Annotated in this window: 6 protein-coding genes and 3 rRNA genes; 3 read left to right on the top strand and 6 right to left on the bottom strand. The window is 44.2% G+C overall.

Annotated elements, in window-relative coordinates:
- Window positions 1–126 precede the first annotated feature (126 nt).
- Entirely contained in the window at window positions 127–750 is a 624-nt protein-coding gene (locus tag K2F26_RS06950) for an exopolysaccharide biosynthesis protein (RefSeq protein ID WP_220610887.1), read from the bottom strand.
- Between the two features lie 508 nt (window positions 751–1,258).
- On the opposite strand from K2F26_RS06950, the gene K2F26_RS06945 reads away from it, so the two are divergent.
- Window positions 1,259–2,041 (top strand): ABC transporter permease, encoded by a 783-nt coding sequence (locus K2F26_RS06945; RefSeq protein WP_220610886.1) that lies wholly within the window; start codon window positions 1,259–1,261, stop codon window positions 2,039–2,041.
- A gap of 307 nt (window positions 2,042–2,348) precedes the next feature.
- On the opposite strand, the gene rrf is transcribed toward K2F26_RS06945, so the two are convergent.
- From rrf to K2F26_RS06930, 3 genes are all read right to left on the bottom strand, one after another.
- Window positions 2,349–2,466, bottom strand: a 5S ribosomal RNA gene (rrf, locus tag K2F26_RS06940).
- Window positions 2,467–2,579: 113 nt separating this feature from the next.
- Window positions 2,580–5,405 (bottom strand): 23S ribosomal RNA (locus K2F26_RS06935).
- Window positions 5,406–5,667: 262 nt separating this feature from the next.
- Window positions 5,668–7,154 (bottom strand): 16S ribosomal RNA (locus tag K2F26_RS06930).
- The 16S, 23S and 5S rRNA genes sit together here, the layout of an rRNA operon.
- 519 nt (window positions 7,155–7,673) lie before the next feature.
- On the opposite strand from K2F26_RS06930, the gene K2F26_RS06925 reads away from it, so the two are divergent.
- Window positions 7,674–8,042 carry a zinc ribbon domain-containing protein gene (locus tag K2F26_RS06925; RefSeq protein ID WP_220610885.1) on the top strand — a complete coding sequence of 123 codons (369 nt, stop codon included), beginning with the start codon at window positions 7,674–7,676 and terminating at the stop codon, window positions 8,040–8,042.
- Between the two features lie 110 nt (window positions 8,043–8,152).
- On the opposite strand, the gene nblS is transcribed toward K2F26_RS06925, so the two are convergent.
- Both nblS and purD read right to left on the bottom strand, forming a co-directional pair.
- On the bottom strand, window positions 8,153–10,099 hold the full coding sequence (gene nblS / locus K2F26_RS06920; RefSeq protein WP_220610884.1) for a two-component system sensor histidine kinase NblS: 1,947 nt from the start codon (window positions 10,097–10,099) through the stop codon (window positions 8,153–8,155).
- A 146-nt stretch (window positions 10,100–10,245) separates the two neighbouring features.
- On the bottom strand, window positions 10,246–11,532 hold the full coding sequence (gene purD, locus K2F26_RS06915; RefSeq protein ID WP_220610883.1) for a phosphoribosylamine--glycine ligase: 1,287 nt from the start codon (window positions 11,530–11,532) through the stop codon (window positions 10,246–10,248).
- Between the two features lie 297 nt (window positions 11,533–11,829).
- Here purD and K2F26_RS06910 point away from each other — a divergent pair, with 297 nt between their 5' ends.
- Complete coding sequence (locus tag K2F26_RS06910; protein WP_220610882.1) at window positions 11,830–12,780, top strand: NAD-dependent epimerase/dehydratase family protein; 951 nt, start codon at window positions 11,830–11,832, stop codon at window positions 12,778–12,780.
- Window positions 12,781–12,839 lie beyond the last annotated feature (59 nt).

The following is a 12,839-nucleotide window of genomic DNA, read 5'->3' as shown; positions in this document are numbered from 1 at the left end:
GTTATTAGTCATTAGTAAACATCTTTTCCTCCCCAACTTCCCCAACTTCCCCAACTTCCCCTGCTTACTGTCACCTGTCACCTGTCACCTGTCACCTATCACCTGTCACCTGTCACCTGTCACCTGTCACCTACCTAACCAAGCTTTAATTACATCCAATAAACTAGAACCACCCCAAACCAAAGCCAGTAAAATAGAAGTAGTTAAAATTCCCCCCATCAAACACAGAACCAAACCACCTAAACTAATAGCACCATCATCCTCAGACAAACCAAAAGCAGTAACAAAAATGCCCATAGCTGGTAAAGTATTAGTACCAGGGATGGGAATCATCATAGAAATAGCCATGAGAGAGATCGCCACTCCAATAGTTACTCTACCTGGTAATGTGGTACAAATATAAGAAAGACGAGGACGAGCGATCGCTTCAATTCTTCGCAACCAAGGCAGTCCCGCTTTCAGAAACCCCTGAACGGTAGAAAGTTGAATTTGATAGTTTAGCATTTTAGGAGGTAGCCAAGGAGTTTTAGCACCTGCAACCAACTGTACCGCCAAAATAAAAATTAGAATACCAAAAGGAACAGAGTAACCAGGTGCGGGAACGGGTAAAGCAGAAGGTAAAGACAGAATAACCAGCAAAAACCCAAAAATTCTTTCCCCAGCTAATAACAAAATATCTGCCAAAGTTACTTTTTCAGGACGTTCTTCTTCAAAAAAATAGCGTTGTAATTCGTTAGACAGTTTAGCCATAAGAGCTTTTATAGTTCCTCAGGAAGAGATTTTAACCTTTATTGACCCTATTTTCTGAGATTAAATGCAAAATTGCCATCAAACAACGTGCATAAAATCAGACTCATACTAAAAGGGGAGCATCCCAAATGTGTAATTTGATTTTTTGGTAATCTTTGAATTGCTACAAAGTCCTAATATGAATGAACCGCAAAGAACGCAAAGGACACAAAGGGAAGAGAGTTTAAGAGAGTTTTTGGTGTTGCTGCGGTTATTTTTTCAAAATTGGGATGCTCCCCCCTAAAATTGGGATCTAACATCTTAACCTTATGCAATCAGCAAAATTAAAAAACAGTATGAAGTTGAGATAAAGTTATCTTACAGCAGTTTTCATGTATTTGTACCACATCCTTCTTGTTATCTTCCTTTCTTCCTTTGCGCCTTTGCGTCTTTGCGTGAGATTAAAAAATGTGGTTCATTTACCTGAAAATCGCTGTAAATGCAGTGGGTAAGAAGTTAAACAAAAAAAATGCAAAGATACCTGAAAGTAATCAGACTTTTTTGGAGCGCAGCCATTTCGGCAGAGATGGAGTATCGTCTCAACTTCATCATAGCTACCTTGAGCAGCTTAGGCAATCTTGCGGGTAGTATTTTTGGCTTATTCTTATTTTATCGCACAGGTTACACCTTTCCGGGCTGGTCCTGGGATGCAGCTTTAATAGTTTTAGGAATTTTCACCCTCCTGCAAGGTTTTTCAGCTACATTCCTCGCTCCCAACCTCAACCGCATAGTTCGTCATGTGCAAGAAGGGACATTAGACTTTGTATTATTAAAACCCATCCGCAGTCAATTTTGGCTTTCAACTCACACCCTATCACCCTGGGGATTACCAGATTTAATCTTTGGTTGTATCATCATTGGTTATGCAGGTAAACGCCTGGGTTTAGGAATAAATGATTATTTATTGAGTATATTTCCTTTAGGTTGCGGTTTAGTGATTCTTTACAGCCTATGGTTTATGCTAGGTTCTAGCAGTATATGGTTTGTGAAAATATACAATGTTACTGAAGTATTAAGAGGTTTATTAGAAGCGGGTAGATATCCGATTGTAGCTTATCCCGCAGCTTATCGAGTTTTCTTTACCTTTGTAGTTCCAGTTGCATTTTTAACTACAGTTCCTGCGCAAGCAATGTTAGGTGAAAGTCAGTTAACTTGGTTTATGGGTGCTGTATTTTTAGCGGTGGTGTTATTTTTTGTTTCTACTTGGTTTTGGCGGTTTGCTTTGCGGTTTTATACAAGTGCATCGAGTTAAAAATAACATTTCTAAAATAGCATTTCCAAGTCTAGTGAAGTACAAAATCATCTGCGTTTATCTGCGTCCATCTGCGTTTAATTATTACTGCTGGTACTTCACTTAAATGGTAATTTCTATATTTGTTTATCTCCATAATCTCCTGATTTTAATCCAATGGAGTTAGATTATTTATTAGTCAATATAAATATAAATGATATCAGTAAATATAACGTATAATCCCAATAACGTCTATAGCCCCAGCACCTTAGCCCCTGAAAAAACAAACACCCTCATTATACAAATGAAGGTGTTTGTAAAATATTAGCCCTGGCATCGAGCTATTGTGACAGAGGGCAACCCCTCAACTATCGTCGCCGCAACAGCGTTTCACCTCTGAGTTCGGGAAGGGATCAGTGTGGTTCCACCGCGCCATAGACACCAGGAAAACCCGTTGGAAATTGATAATTGACAATTGATAATTGAAAATTAAAGAATTATCAATAATCGTTCAAAACCCTGAAGACTGCAAGTAACGCGAATTATGCCAATGATGTTTGAGGTCAAGCCCTCGGTCTATTAGTACCCCTCTGCTACATACATTACTGTACTTCCACATAGAGCCTATAAACGGGTGTTCTGCCCGTGACCTTACCTACTTAAAGTAGTGAGAACACTCATCTTGAGGTGGGCTTCCCACTTAGATGCTTTCAGCGGTTATCCGCTCCGAACGTGGCTACCCAGCGTCTACTGTTGGTACAATAACTGGTACACCAGCGGTTCGTTCCTCCCGGTCCTCTCGTACTAAGGAGGACTCCTCTCAATGTTCTTACGCCTGCACCGGATATGGACCGAACTGTCTCACGACGTTCTGAACCCAGCTCACGTACCGCTTTAATGGGCGAACAGCCCAACCCTTGGGACGTACTTCCGCCCCAGGTTGCGATGAGCCGACATCGAGGTGCCAAACCTCCCCGTCGATGTGGACTCTTGGGGGAGATCAGCCTGTTATCCCTAGAGTAACTTTTATCCGTTGAGCGACGGCCATTCCATGCTGCGCCGTCGGATCACTAAGGCCTACTTTCGTACCTGCTCGACTTGTCGGTCTTGCAGTCAAGCTCTCTTAATGCCTTTACACTCGCCGCACGGTTTCCAAGCGTGCTGAGAGAACCTTTGCGCGCCTCCGTTACCTTTTAGGAGGCGACCGCCCCAGTCAAACTGCCCACCTGAAACTGTCCTCTCTCCGGCTCACGGAGATGAGTTAGAATTCTAGCTTCGCCAGAGTGGTATCTCACCGTTAGCTCCCTTCCCCCCACAAGGAGAAGTTCATCGCTTCCCACCTATCCTGCGCAAGCGAAGCCCGAACACAATTCCAGGCTACAGTAAAGCTTCATAGGGTCTTTCTGTCCAGGTGCAGGCAGTCCGTATCTTCACAGACATTCCTATTTCGCCGAGTCTCTCTCTGAGACACCATCCAGATCGTTACGCCTTTCGTGCGGGTCGGAACTTACCCGACAAGGAATTTCGCTACCTTAGGACCGTTATAGTTACGGCCGCCGTTCACCGGGGCTTCGGTCGTCAGCTTCATGTTACCACTGACCAACTTCCTTAACCTTCCGGCACTGGGCAGGCGTCAGCCCCCATACGTCCTCTTTCGAGTTAGCGGAGACCTGTGTTTTTGGTAAACAGTCGCCTGGATCTCTTCACTGCGACCCACTCTCGTGGGCACCCCTTCTTCCGAAGTTACGGGGCCATTTTGCCGAGTTCCTTAGAGAGAGTTATCTCGCGCCCCTTGGTATTCTCAACCTCCCTACCTGTGTCGGTTTCGGGTACGGGTAACATATGTTCATCACATTACTAGCTTTTCTTGGCACTAACATTCACCACGCAACGGTCGTAACCGTCTCCCAAACCAATCAGGGTGTGGCTATCTTTCATGCGTCCCTAGCAATGCTCCCATATCTTAGTCAGGGATTGTTGACCCTGTGTCCATCGACTACGCCTTTCGACCTCGCCTTAGGTCCCGACTAACCCAGAGTGGACGAACCTGGCTCTGGAACCCTTAGGGTTTCGGGGCATTGGATTCTCACCAATGTTTGCGCTACTCAAGCCGACATTCTCACTTCCGTTTCGTCCACAGCTGCTCGCCGCTACTGCTTCTACCTACGACGGAACGCTCCCCTACCGATTAATGTTTAGTTAATCCCACAGCTTCGGTACATCACTTAGCCCCGTTCATTTTCGGCGCAGGATCGCTTGACTAGTGAGCTATTACGCACTCTTTCAAGGGTGGCTGCTTCTAGGCAAACCTCCTAGTTGTCTCTGCAATCCCACCTCCTTTATCACTTAGTGATGATTTGGGGACCTTAGCTGGTGGTCTGGGCTGTTTCCCTCTTGACGATGAAGCTTATCCCCCACCGTCTCACTGGCAATGTGTTCATCGGGTATTCTGAGTTTGTCTCGATTTGGTACCGGTCTCCCAGCCCGCACCGAAACAGTGCTTTACCCCCCGACTTTAATCATTACCGCTGCGCCTCAACACATTTCGGGGAGAACCAGCTAGCTCCTGGTTCGATTGGCATTTCACCCCTAACCACACCTCATCCGCCGATTTTTCAACATCGGTCGGTTCGGACCTCCACTTGGTGTTACCCAAGCTTCATCCTGGACATGGTTAGATCACCAGGGTTCGGGTCTATAAATACTGATTATCGCCCTCTTCAGACTCGGTTTCCCTTTGGCTCCAGCATTCTCGCTTTAACCTACCAGTACCTATAAGTCGCCGGCTCATTCTTCAACAGGCACGCGGTCATCCGTTTAATCGGACTCCCACTGCTTGTAAGCTAATGGTTTCATGTTCTATTTCACTCCCCTTCCGGGGTTCTTTTCACCTTTCCCTCGCGGTACTTGTTCGCTATCGGTCACACAGTAGTATTTAGCCTTACGAGATGGTCCTCGCTGATTCATACGGAATTTCACGTGCTCCGTACTACTCGGGATGCAGCTACTATCCTTTAACTTTTGACTACAGGACTTTCACCTCCTCTGGTGCAGTATTTAGCTGCTTCGTCTAGTCTCTGGATTCGATATCGCTGTCCCACGACCCCAAAAGGTAAACCTCTTGGTTTAGGCTTTTCCCCTTTCGCTCACCACTACTAGGGGAATCTCTAGTTGATTTCTTTTCCTCTGGCTACTAAGATGTTTCAATTCGCCAGGTTGGCTCTTTCCTGTCTATATATTCAACAGGTAGTACATAGGGTTGCCCCATTCGGATATTTCCGGCTCACCGTTTGCTTCCAACTCCCCGGAACATTTCGTCGGTAACCACGTCCTTCTTCGCCTCTGTGTGCCTAGGTATCCACCATTAGCCCTTATTAGCTTGACCACAACATTACATTGGTTTTTTTGCTTTCAGTTTATCTGTTGCTTTCGCACTAGATTACTGAACTGCCTCGCGTTACTATGCAGTTTTCAAGGTTCTGACTGGACTTTCATCCAGCAGTCTGGGTTTTTCCCAGGTGCTGAATTTGACCAGAGCTTTAATAATACTTTGAAAGAGACTTCCGATTCTCGACCGACCTAGAGTAGACCAGTTTAGTATCTAATTACTGATTGTGTTCGATATCTAAATGGGTAGGTCTCCCTAAAAAGGAGGTGATCCAGCCACACCTTCCGGTACGGCTACCTTGTTACGACTTCACCCCAGTCACCAGTCCTACCTTAGGCATCCCCCTCCAAACGGTTGGGGTAATGACTTCGGGCGTGACCAACTTCCATGGTGTGACGGGCGGTGTGTACAAGGCCCGGGAACGAATTCACTGCAGTATGCTGACCTGCAATTACTAGCGATTCCTCCTTCACGAAGGCGAGTTGCAGCCTTCGATCTGAACTGAGCTACGGTTTTTTGGATTTGCATCACATCGCTGTGTAGCTGCCCTTTGTCCGTAGCATTGTAGTACGTGTGTAGCCCAAGACGTAAGGGGCATGCTGACTTGACGTCATCCTCACCTTCCTCCGGTTTGTCACCGGCAGTCTCTCTAGAGTGCCCATCTTAATGCTGGCAACTAAAAACGAGGGTTGCGCTCGTTGCGGGACTTAACCCAACATCTCACGACACGAGCTGACGACAGCCATGCACCACCTGTCTCTGCGCTCCCTAAGGCACTCCCAGCTTTCACCGGGATTCGCAGGATGTCAAGTCTTGGTAAGGTTCTTCGCGTTGCATCGAATTAAACCACATACTCCACCGCTTGTGCGGGCCCCCGTCAATTCCTTTGAGTTTCACACTTGCGTGCGTACTCCCCAGGCGGGATACTTAACGCGTTAGCTCCGGCACGGCTCGGGTCGATACAAGCCACGCCTAGTATCCATCGTTTACGGCTAGGACTACTGGGGTATCTAATCCCATTCGCTCCCCTAGCTTTCGTCCCTCAGTGTCAGTTGCGGTCTAGCAAAACGCTTTCGCCACCGGTGTTCTTCCTGATATCTACGCATTTCACCGCTACACCAGGAATTCCTTTTGCCCCTACCGCACTCTAGTTCTGTAGTTTCCACTGCTTTTACAAGGTTGAGCCTTGCTCTTTAACAGCAGACTTTCAGTACCACCTACAGACCCTTTACGCCCAATCATTCCGGATAACGCTTGCATCCTCCGTATTACCGCGGCTGCTGGCACGGAGTTAGCCGATGCTTATTCCTCAAGTACCGTCATTTTTTTCTTCCTTGAGAAAAGAGGTTTACGACCCAAGAGCCTTCCTCCCTCACGCGGTATTGCTCCGTCAGGCTTTCGCCCATTGCGGAAAATTCCCCACTGCTGCCTCCCGTAGGAGTCTGGGCCGTGTCTCAGTCCCAGTGTGGCTGATCATCCTCTCAGACCAGCTACTGATCGTCGCCTTGGTAGTCCCTTACACCACCAACTAGCTAATCAGACGCGAGCTTATCTTCAGGCGATAAATCTTTCACCTTCCGGCACATCCGGTATTAGCAGTCGTTTCCAACTGTTGTCCCCGACCTGAAGCCAAATTCTCACGCGTTACTCACCCGTCCGCCACTAAATCCGAAGATTTCGTTCGACTTGCATGTGTTAAGCATACCGCCAGCGTTCATCCTGAGCCAGGATCAAACTCTCCGTTTTGTTAAGTTTGTTTAGCTCTGTTATTTTTGTTTTACTTCCGAATTCCTTTTCTATCGCCAGAACTCGTTAGTTGAATTTCTTTGACGAGGAATGGTCGTCTTTTTTCTTTCAAAGTATTATCTTGTCTCGGTTCAGTGTGTGGGCTTCGTTTGCCTCACCTCATTTAATATAGCCGACCTCTCTGGGAATGTCAACTACTTTTTCCAAAAAATTTTGATGTTTTTGGGAGAATGGTTTGAAACCCTTGCAGGAAAAGGATTTTGGCAATAAAATTGATTGTTCCAGAGGTGGTTAGTTTCTATGGGACTGCTAGGACATAACTTATCCAAATTGTCTCGATAGAAATTTCTGGTAGTGCGCTGTCAGGGACGGGCAGGATGCCCATCCCACAAGAGGGGGGATATATAGTAGCAGCCTACTTGGTGCAACACTCAGCCATATTTGCTGTTTGGGTCGCTGCTTGTGAATCCAAGTGGCTAAAATCAAAGTGTTTAACCTATTTCTACTTAATGTCAGGTTTTGGCTACTTTATCTTGTCCTCGTTGTCATCAACTTATTGATAGTCAGGCTATCACTTGTCCCCATTGCCGGATAACTCTAAAAGCTTTCGGGCATCGGGGGATTCCTTTGCATCGCGCTGTTGGCAATGAATATCTTTGTGAAACCTGTGTTTATCATCAGGATGATAGCTGTAATTTTCCCAAACGCCCTTATGCTCAAGATTGTACTCTTTACCAGAATTGGGAAGAGAGTCAGTTAGAACTGGAAAAGCAGACTAATAATAGTAGTTTGAGTACAAAGGTCAAAAGCTGGATCAAACGAAATCAGGGTCTAGTGCTGCTAATAGCTATATTATTTGTCTGTTTGTTAATTTCTCTGACAACCTAAGTAATATAGGACTTACGCACAAGTCAAGGAAGAATAAACCACGAAGGAACGAAGGACACGAAGGAAAGAGGGTTTGAGAGATATTTTGCGTAAGTCCTGATAGTTAAGCATCAAACCTTTGCTATTTCAGATGTGTCAGATGTAGTTTCCATCAGTGCGGGTGCGGCTTCTTCATCAAATATGGCTAAGTCGAACCAGAAAGTTGTACCCACACCAACTTCACTGACTAAATGTACTTGACTGTGATGCCTTTCTATAATGTTTCTGACAATTGATAAACCTAAACCTGTACCTTCGAGGGTGTGAACTCGATTTTCTACCCGGAAAAAGCGGTCAAATATTGCCTGTTGGTCTTCTGGGGCGATACCTATACCTGTATCACTAATTTCAATCCTGACTAGGGGATGCTTTTGTTCTGATATGGGAGGCTTTAGCTGGTAGGCGCGAATGGCTACTTTACCGCCTGCGGAAGTGAATTTGAGAGCGTTACCGATTAAATTACCAAAAACTTGCAGTAATAAATCATAATTACCCATTACTAGGGGTAAATTCGGGGCGACTTCCTGAAGCAGTTCAATTCCTTTATCTTTGGCGTTAAGTTGGTAAGTACGTAAGGTCTGCTCTAATGCTTGTGCTAAATCAACTCCGTCAAAGTTATAAGTGCGACCGGATTCTAGTTTTGATAAATCTAATACATCGTTGACTAGGCGGGTAAGTCTGTCGGTTTCATGATTGACAGTTGCCAGAAATTCGCGGCGTTCTTCTGCTCCTAAGTCTTCACCGTAGTCATGCAAAGTTTCAATATAGGTTTTGATGTTAAATAAGGGTGTGCGTAGTTCGTGAGAAATATTGCTGATAAATTGACTTTTGGCTTCATTCAGTTCTACTTCACGGGTGATATCTTGCACTGTAATGGCGATACCTTTAATACTTTCTCGTTGCAGGTTGAGGACTGTGGTTAAAAGAATACGGATAGTGCGTTTGGTGGGTTGGTTGAGGGGGATGCGGAACTCAGCACTTTCACATTCACTGGCTGCCATTTCGTACAAAGTTCGGGTAATTTCCATTTGTACGCTTTGGGGTAAGTTATGCAGTACATTTTTACCTACAACATCAACTCCTTCCCAAGCAAAAATGCGCCTTGCTGTGGGGTTGACTAAAATTACCTCCATATTGTTATCAATTAATACTGCACCATCGGCAATGGTGGAAACCAAGGTTTCTAATTTGGCTTTTTCGGCGGTTAATTCTTCTATGTTTTGTTCTTCGTAGCGTTCTAGACGCTCTGCCATTTCATTAAAGCTGAAAATAAGCTCTCCTAGTTCTCCTCCCAGCGGTAGGTCAATTCGCTGTTTAAAATTCCCTGTGGCAATTTGTTTAACGCCTACTAATAGTTCTTTAATTGGTTTTGTAATAGTTAAAGCGTTAATTACTCCTGCTAAAATAACCATCACCCAAATTGTGATAAATACAGCGATGGTGACATCACGGGTAAAGTTAGAGGAAATGACTACTGTGGGGTTGGGGTTGATGCCAATGGCCAACACGCCTAAATATTTTTGATCCTCTATTAAGGGAATAAATACATCTGTGACTAGACCATCTGGGGTGTTATGTTGGCGTACCATTGGCTGGTCGTCATCACCAGGATAATCTTCTGGTAGTTGTATTTTGCGCTTGATGGTGAGGGAGTTTTCTACTTCGGGTTCCCAAAAAGGAATGCCAAAAAAGATTTTTCCAGTTTCATCAGCGTAAAGCATATATCGGACGCTAGATGTACTGCTGTAGAAACGTTGGGAAAATTGGGCTACCTCTGTGAGATTGTTTTCCGCGATGAGTGGGGTAACGTTAGAAGCTAGTAGTAGTCCCAGGTCACGACCAAAGCGGGTATCGTTAAGACGTGCATCTTGCTGAATAGTGTTGACTGCCCAAAAAGTTAGGCCACTCATAAATAAGGACACAACTAGGGTGGCGACTGCTAGGAGTTTGGTTTGGAGGGTAAATTCATACCACCAATGGCTAATGACGTTGCGGATTGTTGTGAAAAAAGCCAGCATCTTAAATATATTTATATATAGCTGTTAGTAGTTGTTGGTTTTCTGCCCCAACCATTTAAAAATTAACAGTTAATTCACAAAAGGTGTTAGGGAGAAATTGGGAAGATGGAATGGTGGGGAGATGGAAAACCTACTAACCTGCTAACTTATGACTCTGTTTTCAGGACGCGATGACCGATATCTCGACGGTAATACACCCCGGAAAATTGAATGTGTTTGATTCCAGTGTAAGCTTGGGCGATCGCCTGTGGGAAATTTTCTCCCAGTCCAGTAATATTCAAAACTCTACCACCGTCTGTGACGATTTGTTGGTCTGAGTTTAGCTTTGTGCCAGCATGAAATACTATTGCTCCTGCTGTTTCTGCTGTATCAATACCACTGATGACTTTACCTTTTTCATAATCTCCAGGATAACCGCCTGAAGCGGCGACTACTGTAGCTGCTGCACCTGGTTTCCAAGCAATGGGGGGCATTTCTCCTAAACGCTGCTGGATACAGGCTAAGATTAAATCTTCTAAGGGTGTTTCTAACAAAGGTAAAATTACCTGTGTTTCGGGATCACCAAAGCGACAGTTAAATTCTAAAACGCTAAAGTCGCCATTGTCTGCAACCATTAAACCAGCGTACAAAACTCCCCGGTAGTCAATACCTCTGTTTCTTAAAGCTGTAATGGTTCTTTCTAAAACTTCTGTTTGCACACGCGCCATTAATTCTGGTGTAGCGATGGGTGTAGGGGTATACACTCCCATACCTCCGGTATTTTCTCCGGTGTCGCCTTCGCCAATGCGTTTATGATCTTGAGCAGGTAAAAAGGGGCGAATAGTTAACCCGTCTGTTAATGCTAAAACCGAAACTTCTTGTCCTAACAAGCATTCTTCAATAACCACAAAATTACCAGCACTGCCAAACTGCCCCTCAAAAATGGCATCTATGGCGGTTTCTGCTTGTTCAACGGTTTGGGCTACTATCACACCTTTACCAGCAGCTAAACCATCAGCTTTAATAACAATTGGCGATCCCTCTGCTTGTACATAAGCTTTTGCTGCTGCTGCTTCTTGAAAAACTGCTGCTTTAGCTGTGGGGACTCCAGCTTCTTGCATTAATGCTTTAGCCCAAGCTTTACTGGCTTCTATTTGCGCTCCAGCTTTGTTGGGACCAAATACCATCAGTCCTTTAGTTTGCAGATAGTCTGTAATACCGTTTGCTAAAGGTACTTCTGGACCGATGACTACTAAAGAAATACCATTTTCTACAGCAAATTTGCCTATGCCTTCAAAGTCACTTACCGCCAGGGGCAAATTTTGGCAACGTTCCATAGTTGCAGTACCACCATTTCCAGGTACACATACAACTTGCTCGATTTTATCTGATTGTAGCAGTTTCCACGCTAGAGCGTGTTCACGTCCCCCATTACCGACAACTAAAACTTTCACTTATTTCCTCGTGCGTTCCTGGCAAAATGCGAATACCATAAAGCTACTCGCAGATTAATTTTTTCACTAATTATCCTAATAATCAAGGTCTGAACAGGAAAGGGCAAACGAGCAACACTTATTTAGTAAGTCAAATTCATCACGCTCTACTAAAATTGTCAACAAACTATAAAGTTTTGTGGTTTTTTAGTAAAAAGAAAATGTCTAGTTAAAAATTTAGCACAACTTAGCATAACTTATTAATAGTTAGAATGACTTTGATAATAAAAATTATAAACATTTCAAAGAATCAGGAACATGACTAAAATTATCGTTACTGGGGCTGCTGGGTTTATAGGTTCTCACCTGGTCAATATATTATTGCAACAGGGAGAAGAGGTAATTGGCATTGATGAATTTAATGATTATTATGATCCACAGTTAAAGCGAAAAAATATTGCTACCTTGGAAAATTCACCTAATTTTACTTTGGTAGAAGGGGATATTCAATTTTTAGATTTGCCGAAACTTTTTCAAGATGTGGAAATAGTATATCATCAGGCGGCACAAGCTGGGGTGAGAAATTCCTGGGGTCAGGGTTTTCGGGCTTATACGGAACGGAATATTAACGCTACACAGGTTTTGTTAGAAGCTGCTAAGGATGCTCGTCAGTTAAAAAGGTTAGTATTTGCCTCAACATCCAGTGTATATGGTGATGCGGAAACTTTACCAACTCATGAGGAAATTCCACCTAAACCAGTTTCACCCTATGGTATTACTAAGTTAGCGGCTGAAAGGTTGTGTGGACTATATCATAAAAATTTTGGTTTGCCTTTTGTTTCTTTGCGGTATTTTACTGTTTATGGTCCACGACAAAGACCAGATATGGCATTTCATAAGTTTTTCAAAGCTGTTTTGCAGGATGAGGCTATTCCTGTTTATGGTGATGGACAGCAAACGCGAGATTTTACATTTGTCAGTGATGCGGTTGCTGCTAACTTAGCTGCTGCTACTGCACCGGAAGCGGTGGGAGAAATTTTTAATATTGGTGGTGATAGTAGGGTGGTTTTAACTCAAGTTTTGGATACGATGGAAGAAATTGTTGGTAAGCCTATTAAACGCAACCATATTGAAAAGGCTATGGGTGATGCGCGTCATACTGCTGCTGATGTTTCTAAGGCGCGAAAAATTCTTGGTTATTGTCCACAGGTTTCTTTGAGGGAGGGTTTAGCAAAAGAATGGGAGTGGGTTAAGTCGTTGTATTTGTAGTTTTTGATCCCCCCAACCCCCCTTAAAAAGGGGGGCTTTTAATTTTTAATTTTTAATTT

The sequence above is a fragment of the Sphaerospermopsis torques-reginae ITEP-024 genome (assembly GCF_019598945.1).
In the GTDB taxonomy this organism is placed as follows: Bacteria; Cyanobacteriota; Cyanobacteriia; order Cyanobacteriales; family Nostocaceae; genus Sphaerospermopsis.
This window is presented reverse-complemented; position numbering and strand designations above follow the sequence as displayed.

What these genes read in the sequence shown, in the direction of transcription:
- K2F26_RS06950 (WP_220610887.1), bottom strand. Translation starts at nt 750, where the DNA reads ATGGCTAAACTGTCTAACGAATTACAACGCTATTTTTTTGAAGAAGAA.
- K2F26_RS06945 (WP_220610886.1), top strand. Translation starts at nt 1,259, where the DNA reads ATGCAAAGATACCTGAAAGTAATCAGACTTTTTTGGAGCGCAGCCATT.
- nblS (WP_220610884.1), bottom strand. Translation starts at nt 10,099, where the DNA reads ATGCTGGCTTTTTTCACAACAATCCGCAACGTCATTAGCCATTGGTGG.
- K2F26_RS06910 (WP_220610882.1), top strand. Translation starts at nt 11,830, where the DNA reads ATGACTAAAATTATCGTTACTGGGGCTGCTGGGTTTATAGGTTCTCAC.